The sequence below is a fragment of the Nocardiopsis deserti genome, assembly GCF_008638355.1.
Taxonomy (GTDB): Bacteria; Actinomycetota; Actinomycetes; order Streptosporangiales; family Streptosporangiaceae; genus Nocardiopsis; species Nocardiopsis alborubida.
The window spans coordinates 25,960-40,560 of the sequence record NZ_VWVS01000029.1 but is presented as its reverse complement, the minus strand read 5'-3'; the positions used below and the strand labels follow the sequence as shown (position 1 = coordinate 40,560).

The following is a 14,601-nucleotide window of genomic DNA, read 5'->3' as shown; positions in this document are numbered from 1 at the left end:
TCCGTCCCCGGCGTGGCGGGCGGTCCGGGACGGCGTGGGATCGGCGCACCGGACCAGGGCGCCGCTGACGGAAGGTCCGGAACGGCGGGAGATCGGCGCCCCCGGACCGGTGCCGCTCATCCCCGTTCGGAGGTGTCCCTGACCGAGCTGTCCTCGACGTCCGCACCGGGAGCCCCGCGGTCGTCGGCGGCGGGGCTGTGCGCGTGCTGGGGCGGCGCGGGGGCCCCGCCCGCGTCCGCCGCGGGGGTGCGCAGGGCGAGCAGGGCGACGTCGTCACCGCTGGGGCTGATGCGCGCGAGGAGTTCGTCGAGGAAGTCCTCGACGTCGCGGCGGGCCAGGGCGGCGGCGTGGCGGCGCAGGTTGGCCAGGCCCGTGTCGATGGGGTGTTCGCGGCTCTCGACGAGGCCGTCGGTGTAGAGCAGCAGGGTGGACTCCGCGGGGATCTCCTCGCGGGCGTCGGGCCAGTGCAGGCCCAGGTGCAGGGCGGAGCTCATGCCCAGCAGGGGGCCGTGGCCGCCCTCCAGGTAGCGGGTGTGGCCGTCGGAGGTGACGAGCAGCGGCGGCGGGTGCCCGGCGTTGACCCAGTGCAGGGTCCAGGGCCCGCTCTCGGGCCCCTCGATGCGGGCGAAGACGGCGGTGGCCATGGGGGCGTCGCTGGTGTTGGTCATGGCCTCGTCCAGCCGCCGCATGATCAGGCTGGGGGGCTCCTGGCGGTCCCAGGCCAGGGCGCGCAGCATGTTGCGGACCTCGGCCATGTGCGCGGCGGCCTGGAGGTCGTGGCCGACCACGTCGCCGATGACCATGGTCATGACGCCGTCGGCGAGCGGGAAGGCGTCGTACCAGTCCCCGCCGATCTCGGCGGCCTGCTGCGCGGGCTGGTAACGGGCGGCGAACCGCAGGTGACCGACCTGCGGCAGCGGGGTCAGGAGCTGGCGCTGCATGGTCTCGGCGACGTGGCGCTGCTGCTCGAAGAGCTGGGCGCTCTCCATCACCAGACCGGCGCGCCGGGCGACGTCCCCCAGCACGAGGACCTCGGCGTCGGTGTAGGCGGGCCGCTCCCCGGCGCGGGCCACGGTCAGCGCCCCGAAGACCTGTCTGCGGGTGTGCAACGGCAGTACCACCGCGGAGTGCCCGCCCAGGCTTTCGAACAGCTGCCCGTGCGCCCGGGCGAACGGTTCGCCCGGTTCGCGGGCCATGTCCTCGGCGTCGAGCAGGGCGGGCTGGGTGCTGTACAGGGTGCGCAGCAGCGCCGCATGGGAGTCGGGCGACAGCGGCGGCAGCGGGCCCTTCAGCGACTCGGCCGTGCCGTGGTCGCCCAGGGTGTGCACGGCGACGCGCTCCACCTCCTTCGTGCGCCCGTTCGTGACCATGTCGACCACCGCCCAGTCCCCCAGTTCCGGCACCAGCAGCCGGACCAGCCTGTCCAGCATCTCGGGGACGTCCAGGGTGGAGACCAGGACCACGGAGATCTCCGCCACCAGGCTCAGCCGGGCGGTGAGCTCCTCCAGGGCCGCCAGGTGCGCCGCGGTCTGATCGGCGGCGTCGCGGTGCGCCCGGAAGTCGTGGAAGACGATGACCGCGCCCTCCAGGCGGCCCTCGTGCTGGAGCGGGGTGATCGCCCAGATGATGGGCACGAGCGTTCCGTCCCCGCGCAGGAAGGACTCGCTGCTCCCCTCCGCCGGATGGCCGCTGTCGAGCGCGGCCAGGACGCGGCAGTCCTCCCGGGGCGTCTCCTCCCCGTCCGGGTCGCGGTGCAGCAGGTCGTGCAGGTCGGAACCCAGCATCCGTTCCCTGGGCCGACCGAGGATCCGCTGCGCGTAGGGGTTGGCGGCGGTGATGCGGCCGCTGGTGTCGATGACGAACATCCCCGCGCCCACGCTGTCGAACACCGCGCGCAGCAGGCCGGTCTCCAGCGGCCAGCCGACGTCGCTCATCGCCCCGTCCTCCGGTTCCCGCGCGTCCGCGAGGGGCCGCACCGCCGCGCGGGCGTTCGCCCCGGCCGCGCCGGGGCCGTCCGAAGGCTGCGCTCAAAGACACTCATGCGGTCCGCGTACCCACATTTCTCCCGACGACCAGCGCGACCAGTCTGCCCCGCAGGACGGCCCGGAGGGCACATTGCGGAGTCGGCGGCATGTCACCCGCCACCGGACGGGCCCTCCCCCGGCGAACACCGCGCCGGACCCCTGGAGGGGAGCCCGGACCGGCCGGGCCCCGGGCCGTCACCGGTCGGCGGCCGGGACGTGCCCCGGACCGCCGACGGACGGCGGGGCCGGGTCCTGGAGCCGGGAGGAAAAACCTTTCCGCGGTGCCCCGCCAACGGCTATCTTCAGCTGGAGGAGTGACGGCACGGGAACACGGGAGGAATGCGACCGGTGGCGAACTGCCCGGTGTGCTCGCGCCAGGATCGGACAGCCAAGGTGTCCGCCGTGGTCCGTGAGGGCACGACGATCACACAGAGCGCCGGATCGTCGACGATCCGCGAGGATGACGAGTGGTCGTGGCTGCGCGGCGGCACGACGGTCGCGCGAGCCCAGCACTCCTCCACCTCGTACTCCCAGAGCACCCTCGCTGCGCAACTGAGCTTCCCTGCGCCGCCCGGAGTAGCGCCCGGGATCACCCGGTGGATCGGCATCGCCCTACTCGTGCTCGCCGCCCCGCTGGTGATCCAGTTCGGTGTCTTCGGCGTCGTACCGGCGGCGGCCACCGGACTGGTCCTGCGCTGGCTGCTGGGCTGGGAGTGGAAAAACGTGCTCATCGCGTCCGCTGCGGTCCTCTTCCTCGTGGGCCTGGCGGTCAACGGCGCCCTGAGCCTGGTCGGAGGAGTGGAGCAGTTCGTCTCCTTCCTGTTCGGCATGGGCGTGTGGACCCTGGCGGTCGGAGCGGGAACCGCGCTGGTCCTGCGGGACGTCCGCAGCGCCGACGCGCGCAGGAAGCGGGACGCGCCCCTCAGGGCCCGCGCGTGGCGGATCTGGCAACGGCTGTACTTCTGTTTCCGTGACGACCTGGTCTTCGACCCCGCATCCGGCGCGCACGGTCCCCCGACCGCCGTACGGTGGCTCATCGGATACCCGGGCGAATCGTGACACGTGCCGCCCCCGGGCCGTCACCGGTCGGCGGCCGGGACCGCTGTCTCCTCCTTCTCCTCCGTCCTCCTGCGCAGAGCCGGAGCGAGGGCGAACAGCGCGAGCCCCAGGACCACCGTCCCGGCGCCGACCGCACCGAAGTACACGCCCGCGGTGTCGGCGTCGTAGAACCCGACGAGCTGCGCGGCGATGCCCTGGCCCGCCGCGCCGGAGGCGAGCCACAGGCCCATCGTCTGGGTGGAGAACGCGGCGGGCGCCATCCTCGACGTGGCCGAGAGCCCGATCGGGGCCAGGAACATCTCCCCGACGGTGACCACCGCCAGGCTGGCCACCAGCCACAGCGGACTGCTCAGGCCCTCCTGCGACGCGGGCAGGACGAGCAGGACGTAGGACAGGCCCGCGATGACCAGGGCGGCGCTGAACTTCTGGGCGGTCGTGGGCGGGGACGCGGACCGGTCCAGGCACAGCCACATCACCGCGAACAGCGGGGTCAGCGCGATCAGCACGACCGAGCCCACCGACTGGAACCACGGGGCGGGGATGGCGAAGCCGAACGCGGTGAGGTCCGTGCTCTCCGCCGCGTACTGGGCGATCACCGTCGCACCCTGCTCCTGGATGACCCAGAAGAAGACCGCGGCGACGAACAGGGGGACGTACGCGCGCAGGCGCGCGCGCTCGGCCGGGGTCGTGCGCCCGCTGCGCAGCATCACGGTGAAGTAGGCGACCGGCAGGGCGACCGCCGCCAGGCTCACGGCGTCCACGACGGCGTCGGCGGTCAGGACTCCGGACAGGGCGGCGGCCACCACGGCGGCGACGATCAGGGCCACGGCCGCCAGGACGGGGACGGACCGCGAACGCGGCACCTCACGCAGGCGTAGCGGGTTCTGGGGCTCACGGCTGGCATCGCTCAGGTTGCGCTGGGTGCACAGGTACACAACCAGGCCGAGGGCCATGCCGACCGCGGCGATGCCGAAACCGAGGTGGTAGTCGTAGCGCTGGCCCACCGTGCCGACCACCAGCGGCGCCGACACCGCGCCGATGCTGATCCCCATGTAATAAATGCTGAAACCGGAGTCCCGGCGCGGGTCCCCGTCGGCGTACAGGTCCCCGACGGAGGCGGAGATCGTCGGCTTGAGCAGCCCGGTGCCCAGAGCCAGGAGCACCATCGAGGCGAACAGGGCGGTCGCGCCCGCGGGCAGCGCCAGGCAGATGTGGCCGCACATGATCAGGACGCCGCCGTAGAGGGTCGCGCGGCGGTCGCCGAGGAGGCGGTCGCTGATCCAGCCGCCCAGGATGGCGGCCATGTAGGTGGCCGACCCGTACACCGCCACCAGGGACCTGGCCGTGTCGTCGGGGATGCCCAGTCCCCCGTGGGCGACCTGGTCGTACATGTAGTACAGCAGCAGTGCTCGCATGCCGTAGTAGGAGAAGCGCTCCCACGCCTCGGTGAAGAACAGACCCACCAGACCGCGCGGATGTCCGAAGAACGTCCGGTCACGCGCGGTCGCGGGGGGCGGGGACGGACTGCTGGACACTCCCACCGGCTACCTCCGGGACGACTGCGACAGGTCCCGCGGCACCACGGGAAGATCTCGACACGAGCGCCGACGCTACATCCGTGGACAGGGGCGCGCAAGGGATGATCCGCAGACGGACGTGCCGGAATCGGCGCTGAAACGGGAGTCGTGACAGCTCGCGAAGGGGTATTCGACGACTCCTCCGGCTCCCGGGAGAGGACGGGCGGTACGGTAGGTTGACCGCTTCGGCCTCCTCCGACCCGACCTCCCCCGAAGGGACGCGCGTGGAACTGGACCGCGTGGACGAACAGCTGGTCCGCGCCCTGCAACGGGACGGCCGGGTCTCCTACGAGGCCCTGGGTCGCCTGACCGGCCTGGCGCGCTCGACCGTCCAGGCGCGGGTGCGGCGGCTGTCCGATGCGGGGGCGCTGCGCGTGGTCGGCGCCGTCCATCCGGCCGTGTTCGGCCTGCGCCAGCTCGGGCACGCCATCATCTCGGTGGAGGGCCCCGCCCGTCGGGTGGCGGACGCGGTGGCCGCGATCGGGGAGACGTCGTTCGTCACCACCACGGCGGGCCGCTTCGCGGTGACCGCGGAGCTGCGCGCACCCGGGCTGGACGCGTTCGCCCGGGGGCTGGAGCGCGTGCAGGCCGTGCCCGGGGTCCGCGCCGTGCAGGTCCTGACCTACCTGCGCATCTGGAAGGACCCCTACTTCCCGCCGGGCCCGCTGGAGAGCCCCGGCCCTCCGGGCGGCCTCGAACTGGACGGCTCCGACCACGCGCTGCTGGAGCGCCTGCGCGCCGACGGGCGCGCCTCCTACGTCGAGCTGTCCGAGGCGAGCGGCCTGTCCCCGGGGGCGGCGCGCGCCCGCGTGCTGCGCCTGCTCGACTCGGGGGTCGTGCACGTCGGCGCCCTGGTGCGGCTCAGCCCGCTCAGCACGGTGCACACGGTCGGGTTCGCGCTCACCGTGGACGGGGCGACCGAGCCCGTGGCCCGCAAGGTGGTTGCGCTGGAGGAGGTCGACTGCCTCGCGACGGGCCTGGGCTGGTGCAACGCGATCGGCACCGTGCGGGCCGCCTCTCAGGGGGAGGTGTTCGCCGCCCTGGAGAGGCTGCGCGGGCTGCCTGGGGTCCGCGCGGTGGAGTCGTGGACGCACCTGCACGCGGTCAAGGAGGAGAACGACCTGGCGCTCCCCCGCTGAGGGGCCCCGGCCGCCCGCTCCGTGCCCTCCGCGGCCCTGGCTCGTCACCCGGACGTCCCACCATCGGACGGCCAGTGCCAGAATGCGCAGTGTGAGACACCAGCACTCGGACAACGCAGACCCAGCCCAGGACTCCCCTGCGGTCAGCCCGCCCAAGACCAGCGCGGCCGGACTCCCCGCCGTGCTCAACAGCCTCCGCCACCTCAACGAGCACACCGGCGTACGGCGCGGACTGCCCGCCATGCTCGCGATCAACCAGAAGCGCGGTTTCGACTGCCCCGGCTGCGCCTGGCCCGAAGGGGACAGACGGCACCGGGCCGAGTTCTGCGAGAACGGCGCCAAGGCGGTCGCGGAGGAGGCCACGGCCACGGCGCTGACCGGGGACTTCTTCGCCGCGCACCCGATCTCCGAACTGGCTGGGCGGTCCGGGTACTGGCTGGGCCAGCAGGGCCGCCTCACCGAGCCGCTGTACCTGGCCGAGGGCGCCACCCACTACGAGCCGGTCAGCTGGGAGCGCGCGCTGGACCTGGTCGCCGAGGACCTGCGGGCGCTGGACTCCCCGGACCAGGCGGTGTTCTACACCTCCGGGCGCACCAGCAACGAGGCGGCGTTCTGCTACCAGCTGTTCGCCCGCGCCCTCGGTACGAACAACCTCCCCGACTGCTCCAACATGTGCCACGAGTCGTCCGGTTCGGCCCTGACCGAAACCCTGGGCGTGGGCAAGGGCAGCGTGTCCCTGGAGGACCTGCGCGAGGCCGACCTCATCATCGTGGCCGGGCAGAACCCCGGCACCAACCACCCCCGCATGCTCACCGCCCTGGAGCGGGCCAAGAAGTCCGGGACGCGGATCGTCACCGTCAACCCGTTGCCCGAGGCGGGGATGCGCGAGTTCCGCAACCCCCAGCACGCGGGCGGCCTGCTGGGGCGCGGCACCGAGCTGACCGACCTGTTCGCGCAGGTGCGGCTGGGCGGCGACCTCGCCCTGTTCTCCGCCCTCAACCGCCTGCTGCTGGAGGCCGACGAGCGCGGTGAGCCGGTCCTGGACCGGGAGTTCGTGTCGACCCACACGCACGGGTTCGAGCAGTTCGCCAAGGCGCTGCTGGCCGAGCCGGACGAGGAGTTCTGGGCGCGCACCGAGCGCGACACCGGCCTGGAGCGGGAGCTGGTCGAGCGCATCGCCGCGATGGTCACCTCCTCGGAGCGGATCGTGGTGTGCTGGGCGATGGGGCTGACCCAGCACCGGCACTCGGTGCCCACCATCCGCGAGGTGGTCAACTTCCTGCTGCTGCGCGGCAACGTGGGCCGCCCCGGCGCGGGCGTGTGCCCGGTGCGCGGCCACTCCAACGTGCAGGGCGACCGCACTATGGGGATCTTCGAGCGCCCGGCCGAGGGGTTCCTGGACGCCCTGGGCACCGAGTTCGGCTTCGCGCCGCCGCGTGAGCACGGGTACGACACCGTCAACGCCATCCGCGCCATGGCACGCGGTGACGTGCGGGTGTTCTTCGCGATGGGCGGCAACTTCGTCGCGGCCACCCCGGACACGCTGGTGACCGAGGACGCCATGCGTCGGGTGGGGCTGACGGTGCACGTGTCCACCAAGCTGAACCGCTCGCACGTGGTGACGGGGACGCGGGCGCTGATCCTGCCCGCGCTGGGGCGCACCGACCGCGACCTGCGCGACGGCGAGCCGCGGTGGGTGACGGTGGAGGACTCCATGGGCAAGGTGCACGCCTCCCACGGCGTGCTGGCGCCGCTGTCACAGGGCATGCGCTCGGAGGTGGACATCGTCTGTGACCTGGCCGGGCGGGTGCTCGGCGACTTCCCGGTGGCGTGGTCGGAGCTGGCCGACTACGACCGGGTGCGCGAGCACGTGGCCGCGGTCGTACCGGGGTTCGAGGACTTCAACGCCCGCGCGCGCAGGCCCGGCGGGTTCACCCTGCCGCACGCCCCGCGCGACGACCGGCGCTTCCCCACCGCGACCGGGCTGGCCAACTTCACGGTGAACGGCACGTACGCGCCGGAGGTCCCCGAGGGGCGGCTGCTGTTGCAGACGCTGCGCTCGCACGACCAGTACAACACCACCGTGTACGGCCTCGACGACCGCTACCGGGGCATCAAGGACGGCCGCCGGGTGGTGCTGGTCAACCCCGAGGACGCCCGGGAACTGGGGCTGGCCGACGGCGCCTACACCGACATCGTGAGCGAGTGGCACGACGGCAGGGAGCGGCGCGCGGCGCACTTCCGGGTGGTGCACTACCCGACCGCGCGCGGGTGCGCGGCCTCCTACTTCCCGGAGACGAACGTGCTGGTGCCGCTGGACTCCACGGCCGAGGTGAGCAACACGCCGACGTCGAAGTCGGTGGTGGTGCGCTTCGAGCCCGACTCCGGGGCCGCCTGACGCGCACCGGCCGCCCCTCCACCGTGATCTTGTACCTATAGCGAGGTTCGGCGCTCCAGACTCGCTGTAAGTACAAGATCATCGCAGTTCAGGCCCCGTGCGTCACAGCCTGCTGGACCCGTCCCGCCGTCCGGGCCCCGGGGGCGTCCCGGGACCCGGCGGGGCCGTCAGGCCTTGCGTGCGACGCCGCAGTACTGGTCGGCGGCGACGATCTCGCCCACCTCCGTGGCGTCGGACCGCCAGAAGGGCGCCGAGACCACACCGGGCTCCAGCAGGTCGAGCCCGTCGAAGAAGCCCGCGATCTCCTCGGGGCTGCGCAGGTGGTAGGGCAGGGGCGCGGTCTCGTTCCAGCGCCGGGACGCCTCGATCATCGGTTCGCTGGTGTTGGTCCCGTCGCACATGGCCAGGAAGCTGCCCGGGGGCAGCGCGTCCACGTAGGCGCGCACGGTGGCGTAGGCCCGGGCGTTGTCGGGGGTGTGCCCCATGGTGCCCAGGATGGTGAGCGCGATGGGCCGGTCGAAGTCCAGGTGGGCGGCGGCCGCCTTGAGGACCTCCTCGGGCTCGTGCAGGTTGGCGTCGACGTAGTGGACGTCCCCCACCCCCTCCCCGACCAGCAGCGCGCGGGCGTGCGTGAGCACCAGCGGGTCGTTGTCCACGTAGACCACGCGGGCGTCGGGGGCGGCGGCCTGGGCGACCTCGTGGGTGTTGTTGTGCGTGGGCAGCCCGGTGCCCACGTCCAGGAACTGGCGGACGCCCTCCTCGCGGGCCAGGTGGGTGACCGCGCGGATGAGGAACTCCCGGTCGGCGCGGGCCGCGGTGACCATCTCCGGGTAGGCCTGGAGCACGTAGTCGCCGACCTCGCGGTCGGCCGGGTAGTTGTCCTTGCCTCCCAGCCAGTAGTTCCACACCCGGGCGGAGTGTGCCACGGTGGTGTCGATGGGGGGTGTGTCCGTCATGGTGTGCCCTCTCACGGGAAGCGCGGTTCGCACCCGTATTGTCCTGCTTGCGGAAAGCGCCACGCAAGCGAAAACGCCGTGTACTCGGGCGTTCGCGAACGACGAGCGCCTTCGCCTGCCCCCGTCCGGGCTCTCACCCCGCCCTCGCCGGACCCCCGCCCGGCGGACGGCGCCCCTGCCCCGATCGCGTCCCCCGGCGTGCGGGCGCCCTTGGGCCCACTCGTACGCTGGTGCGATGCCAGCGATCTATCTGATCCGCCACGGGAAGGCCTCCCCCGAGGCGCAGGACTACGACGAGTTGAGCCCCACCGGCTACGAGCAGGCCCGCCTGCTGGGCGCCGAACTCCGGCGGCGCGGGCCCCGGGTGGGCCGTGTGGTGACCGGCGCGCTGCGCCGTCAGCGCCAGACGGCGGCCGCGGCCCTGGCCGAGGCGGGCCTGGATCTGGAGCCGGTCGGCGACGAGCGGTGGAACGAGTACGACCACCTCGGCCTGCTGGGCGCCCACCCCGTCGCGACGGGCTCGCTCCAGGAGCGGCTCGACGCCTCCCTGACCTCGTGGATCGAGGCCGGGGGCAGCGGCCCGGGCACCTGGGAGGGCTTCCGGTCCGGGGTCCGGCAGGCGCTGGACGACCTGGTCGCCGGGCTCGGCAAGGGGGAGACCGCGCTGGTCTTCACCTCCGCCGGGGTGATCGCGACGGTGTGCTCGTCCCTGCTGGGCACGGCGCCCACCGGGTTCCTGGCCCTGAACCGCGTGGTGGTCAACGGTTCGGTGAGCAAGCTGCTGCACGGCCGGGGCGGCACGCAGCTGCTGTCCTTCAACGACCACGCCCACCTGGAGCAGGGCGGCCCCGCGCTGATGACCTACCGCTGAACGCACGTGCCGCCCGACGCGCGCACGATACAAACCGACCGGTCGGTACCGATTTTTCGGCGCGGGGCGGCCGGTCCCCGCCCGTGGGAGCGTCCGCCGCGCACGATCCCACGGGCACCCGGCCGCGGGCCGGGCCCGGCCCGCGGGGGCGCCCCCGCGGGCCGCCTCACGGCGGGGTGCCGGGAACCGGCGGGTCGTGCGGCTCAGCCCGCCTGGGCGCCGTCCGCCTCACGGCGCTCGGCGTCGCGCCGCAGCACCGCGCGCAGGGCCAGCTCGTAACCGAAGACCCCGCACCCGGCGACGTAGCCCGCGGCCACCGGCGCGGTCACCGACGTGTGCCGGAACTCCTCGCGGGCGTAGATGTTGGAGATGTGCACCTCCACCACGGGCGCCTCGACCGCGTCGATCGCGTCGCGCAGCGCGATGCCGTAGTGCGCGTAGGCGCCGGGGTTGAGCACCACCCCGGCCCAGCCGCGCGCGGCGTGGATCCGGTCCACCATCACGCCCTCGCTGTTGCTCTGCGCGCACACCACGTGCACGCCCAACTCCTCGCCGAGGGAGACCACACGCCGCTCGACCTCCGCCAGGGTGGTGGTGCCGTACTGCCCGGGGTCCCGGGTGCCCAGCAGGTTGAGGTTGGGGCCGTTGAGCAGCAGGACGGTGCGGGAGGGGTCGGACACAGCGGACATGCGGGTCAGCGCTCCTTCTCGGGTCGGTGGCAGCAAGCTTAGGGCTCGGACGGCCGCGTGTCCCCGGTCGCCCCCGAGCCCCGCGGACCGGGTAGCATACCGACCAGTCGGTCCACGATCTCAAGGAGGCGACCCGTGGCGTCCACCCTGCTGTCCACGCGCGACCTGCACTTCCTGCTCTACGAGTGGCTCGACACCGAGGCGCTCACCAGCCGCCCCCACTACGCCGACCACTCCCGCGAGACCCTCGACGCCGCGCTGGAGCTGGCCGAACGCGTGGCCACCGACCACTTCGCGCCGCACAACAAGGCCAACGACGCCAACGAGCCCCGCTTCGACGGCGAGCGCGTCCACGTCATCCCCGAGGTGGGAAGGGCCCTGGAGGTCTACGCCGAGACCGGGCTGAGCGCCGCCGGGATGCCCGCCTCCGTGGGCGGCGCCCAGCTCCCGCACGTGGTCTCCAGCGCGTGCGGCGCCTACTTCCAGGCCGCCAACCTGGGCACCTCTGCCTATCCCTTCCTCACCTCCGGCAACGCGCGCCTGCTCCTGGCGCACGGCAGCCCCGAGCAGGTCGACACCTGGGTGCGCCCCATGGTGGAGGGGCGCTTCACCGGGACCATGTGCCTGTCCGAGCCGCAGGCGGGCAGCTCGCTGGCCGACATCACCACCCGCGCCGAGGAGGACGGGGAGGGCGGCTACCGGCTGTTCGGCAACAAGATGTGGATCTCGGCGGGCGACCACGAGCTGACCGAGAACATCGTGCACCTGGTACTGGCCAAGATCCCCGGCGGCCCGCCCGGGGTCCGGGGCATCTCCCTGTTCGTCGTGCCCAAGTACCTGCTGGAGGCCGACGGGTCGGTCGGCGAGCGCAACGACGTCGTGCCCGCCGGTCTCAACCACAAGATGGGCTACCGGGGCACCGTCAACGCGCTGCTCAACTTCGGCGAGGGCCGCCACACGCCCGGCGGGCGGCCGGGCGCGGTCGGCTACCTGGTCGGCGAGCCCCACCAGGGGTTGAAGTACATGTTCCACATGATGAACGGGGCCCGGATCGGGGTGGGCGCGGGCGCCGCCGCCGTCGGCTACACCGGCTACCTCAAGTCGCTGGCCTACGCCCGCGAGCGCCTCCAGGGCCGCCCGCTGGGCGGCAAGGACCCCGAGCGGCCGCAGGTCCCCATCATCGACCACACCGACGTGCGCCGGATGCTGCTCGCCCAGAAGAGCTACGTCGAGGGCGCGCTCGCCCTGGTGCTGTACTGCGCCCGGTTGGTGGACGAGACCGCCAGCGCCGGGGACGAGGAGGCGCGCGCACGGGCCCACCTGCTGCTGGACGTGCTCACGCCGATCGCCAAGAGCTGGCCCTCCCAGTGGTGCGTGGAGGCCAACAGCCTGGCCATCCAGGTGCACGGCGGGTACGGGTACACGCGCGAGTACGACGTGGAGCAGCACTACCGGGACAACCGGCTCAACCCGATCCACGAGGGGACCCACGGCATCCAGGCCCTGGACCTGCTGGGGCGCAAGGCCGTGCTCGACGGCGGCTCCCGGCTGTCGCTGCTGGTGGAGACGGCGCGCGCGACGGCGGAGCGGGCCCGGGGGCTGGGCGGGCGCGAGGCCGAGTACGCGGAGCTGCTGTCGGAGGCCCTGGACCGGACCGTGGAGACGGCCGCCGCGGCCTGGGCCGAGGGCGACCCGGCGGTGGCGCTGGCCAACGCCACCCCCTACCTGGAGGCGGTGGGGCACGTGGTGGTCGCCTGGATGTGGCTGGAGCAGCTGGTGGCCGCGCACGGGCGCGAGGGCGGCTTCTACGAGGGCAAGCGCGCCGCGGCGGCGTACTTCTTCCGGCACGAGCTGCCGCGCACCGGACCGCAGTTCGACCTGGTGGCCTCCCGCGACCGCACGGTGCTGGACGTCTCGCCCGACGTCCTCTGAGGGCGGGGCGGCGAGGGCGGGGGTGCCGTTCCCCGGGAGGCGGCGCCGCCCGCGGCGCGGGGCGCGCGATCGCGCCCCGCGCCCTTCGGGTTGGGGGGTCCCGGCCCTCCGTTCAGCCCCCGGCCGGGCGGAGCCGTTCGATCTCGGGCACGTCCAGGACGAAGACGCGGCCCAGATCGGCCTCCTCGTAGCCGAAGTCGATGTTGGCCACCCGCACCCGCTCGGGGCTGACCTCCACGATCCGCACCCTGATCGGTTCCTCGCGCCCGGGGAGGCTGAGCAGCCAGGGGTCGGCCAGGTAGGACAGCCCCCGGGCGTCCAGGGCGGTACGGGCGGAGTCCTCGTCACCTGGGCCGTCGAGCGGACGGCCGAAGGGGGTGACGGGACGGTAGCGCCCCTCCCCCACGGGTTCGAGGTAGCCGAGCACCTCGCCGTCCTCCTCGCGACGGTGCGTCGGCCAGTCCTCGGGGATCACGCGCCCTCCTTCGGGTCGAGCCGCTGGCGTGCGTAGAACGCCATGGCCTCGTGCTGATAGTCGGCCAGTCCCGGGGCGCAGCCCTCGTAGACCTCGCGCCAGGGGCCCTCCTCCGCGTAGCTCCGGCCCAGGCTCTCGAACGCGCACGCGTCGGGCGTCCAGGCCCACATCCGGCTCACCGCCAGGTAGTGGACGTGCACCTCGGTCTGGACCGCCGGAGCGTCGGGCGGAATCCCCGCGACCAGGTGGGCGGCCATGCGTCGCAGCTGGTCCGCGGCCTCGTCGCGGTACCGCGCCCAGTCGTCCTCGGTCATCCCCTCCGCGGTCCGCCGCGCCCGCTCCCACGTGCGCGGCCACTCGACGCGGGCCCGCTCGCTGTAGACGGACGCGTCGAACCCTGCGAACAGGTCCTCGGGGTGGTCCACGGCCTTCATGGCGTCTGCCTCCTCCAGTGCGACGACGGTGCGGCACACGGTGGCGACGAGGGTGTCGATGCGGTCCCGCTCGGCCAGCAGGCCCCGCAGGTGGTCACGCAGCGCCCCGGCCCGGTCCCCGCGCTCGTCCAGCGCACGGGCGATGTCGGACAGTCCCATGCCCAGCTCGCGCATCACCAGGATGTGCTGGAGGCGCAGAAGCTGGCCGTGCCCGTAGTGGCGGATCCCGCCGGGCCCGATCCACTCCGGCTCCAGCAGGCCGATCCGGTGGTAGTGCCGCAGGGCGCGGGAGGTGACGCCGCTCATGCGGCACACCTCGCCCATCGACCAGGACATCGCGGTCTCTCCCTCGTCGGGCCGGTCCCTCCGGCCCGGGGAACGACGTTAGGCGTTGACGTCACGTCAACCGCAAGGCGTTTTCACCCGGTTTTCCCTCGCCCGGGCCCACGTGGAGGCAGCCGCGGGAAAACCGGTTCGGCGCGGGCGGGGTCCTGTGCCAGGCTGGTCCCATGTCCGACCCTCGTTCCGCGCTGCTGCGCTGGCAGTTCGACCTCACCTGGTCCCTGTTCGAGTACCACCTGGAGCGTCTGGAGCCCGGAGACCTGCTCTGGGAGCCCGGCCCCCTGTGCTGGACGGTGCGCCGGAACGGGGACGGCCGGTGGGTGCCGGACTGGGCGGACACCGAGCCCGACCCCGTGCCCGTGCCCACCGCGGCCTGGGTCACCTGGCACATCGGCTGGTGGTGGTCCACGGCCCTCGACCACCTGCGGGGACGCGCTCCGCGCGAACGCGAGGAGGTCCGCTGGCCGGGCCCGGAGAAGGCGGCCGACTGGCTGCGCGAGCTGCGGACGCAGTGGCTGGCGGTGCTGGAGGGGCTCACCGGCCCGGATCTGGACGCCCCCGCCGCGTTCCCCTGGCCGCCGGACTCGGGACTGGCGGTCGAGCACACGGCCGCCTGGGTCAACGGCGAGCTGATGAAGAACGTGGCCGAGCTCGGTCAGCTGCGGCTGCTGCGCGCCGCGTCGGCGCCCGAAGCCTGACGCGCCG

At 73.4% G+C, this 14,601-nt stretch carries 12 protein-coding genes; 6 read left to right on the top strand and 6 right to left on the bottom strand.

What is annotated here, in order from left to right:
- Positions 1-116: 116 nt before the first annotated feature.
- Complete coding sequence (locus FYW99_RS29705; protein ID WP_150255554.1) at positions 117-1,934, bottom strand: SpoIIE family protein phosphatase; 1,818 nt, start codon at positions 1,932-1,934, stop codon at positions 117-119.
- Positions 1,935-2,372: 438 nt separating this feature from the next.
- Here FYW99_RS29705 and FYW99_RS29700 point away from each other — a divergent pair, with 438 nt between their 5' ends.
- Positions 2,373-3,083, top strand: a complete 711-nt coding sequence (locus FYW99_RS29700) for a hypothetical protein (protein WP_150255552.1) — start codon at positions 2,373-2,375, stop codon at positions 3,081-3,083.
- Positions 3,084-3,103: 20 nt separating this feature from the next.
- On the opposite strand, the gene FYW99_RS29695 is transcribed toward FYW99_RS29700, so the two are convergent.
- A complete protein-coding gene (locus tag FYW99_RS29695; protein ID WP_223839777.1) occupies positions 3,104-4,618 on the bottom strand; it encodes a peptide MFS transporter in 1,515 nt (504 codons plus the stop codon).
- Between the two features lie 266 nt (positions 4,619-4,884).
- On the opposite strand from FYW99_RS29695, the gene FYW99_RS29690 reads away from it, so the two are divergent.
- On the top strand, positions 4,885-5,799 hold the full coding sequence (locus tag FYW99_RS29690; RefSeq protein ID WP_150255548.1) for an Lrp/AsnC family transcriptional regulator: 915 nt from the start codon (positions 4,885-4,887) through the stop codon (positions 5,797-5,799).
- Between the two features lie 82 nt (positions 5,800-5,881).
- Complete coding sequence (locus FYW99_RS29685) at positions 5,882-8,197, top strand: FdhF/YdeP family oxidoreductase (protein ID WP_150255546.1); 2,316 nt, start codon at positions 5,882-5,884, stop codon at positions 8,195-8,197.
- 167 nt (positions 8,198-8,364) lie between these two features.
- On the opposite strand, the gene FYW99_RS29680 is transcribed toward FYW99_RS29685, so the two are convergent.
- Positions 8,365-9,153, bottom strand: coding sequence for an SAM-dependent methyltransferase (locus tag FYW99_RS29680; protein WP_150255544.1), 789 nt, complete (start codon positions 9,151-9,153; stop codon positions 8,365-8,367).
- A 235-nt stretch (positions 9,154-9,388) separates the two neighbouring features.
- Between FYW99_RS29680 and FYW99_RS29675 the strand changes: the two genes are divergently transcribed.
- The gene (locus FYW99_RS29675; RefSeq protein WP_150255542.1) at positions 9,389-10,024 is read left to right on the top strand and encodes a histidine phosphatase family protein; all 636 of its coding nucleotides are present in this window, start codon (positions 9,389-9,391) and stop codon (positions 10,022-10,024) included.
- Positions 10,025-10,227: 203 nt separating this feature from the next.
- On the opposite strand, the gene aroQ is transcribed toward FYW99_RS29675, so the two are convergent.
- Positions 10,228-10,713, bottom strand: a complete 486-nt coding sequence (gene aroQ / locus FYW99_RS29670; RefSeq protein ID WP_150255539.1) for a type II 3-dehydroquinate dehydratase — start codon at positions 10,711-10,713, stop codon at positions 10,228-10,230.
- Positions 10,714-10,848: 135 nt separating this feature from the next.
- On the opposite strand from aroQ, the gene FYW99_RS29665 reads away from it, so the two are divergent.
- On the top strand, positions 10,849-12,645 hold the full coding sequence (locus FYW99_RS29665) for an acyl-CoA dehydrogenase (RefSeq protein ID WP_150255537.1): 1,797 nt from the start codon (positions 10,849-10,851) through the stop codon (positions 12,643-12,645).
- 112 nt (positions 12,646-12,757) lie between these two features.
- Here FYW99_RS29665 and FYW99_RS29660 read toward each other — a convergent pair whose 3' ends face one another.
- On the bottom strand, positions 12,758-13,120 hold the full coding sequence (locus FYW99_RS29660) for a hypothetical protein (RefSeq protein WP_150255534.1): 363 nt from the start codon (positions 13,118-13,120) through the stop codon (positions 12,758-12,760).
- A complete protein-coding gene (locus FYW99_RS29655) occupies positions 13,117-13,890 on the bottom strand; it encodes a MerR family transcriptional regulator (protein WP_150255532.1) in 774 nt (257 codons plus the stop codon). The genes FYW99_RS29660 and FYW99_RS29655 overlap by 4 nt, the downstream gene beginning before the upstream one ends.
- 173 nt (positions 13,891-14,063) lie before the next feature.
- Between FYW99_RS29655 and FYW99_RS29650 the strand changes: the two genes are divergently transcribed.
- Positions 14,064-14,594: a DinB family protein gene (locus FYW99_RS29650; RefSeq protein WP_150255530.1), complete on the top strand. Its 531-nt coding sequence runs from the start codon at positions 14,064-14,066 to the stop codon at positions 14,592-14,594.
- The last annotated feature ends 7 nt before the right edge of the window (positions 14,595-14,601 follow it).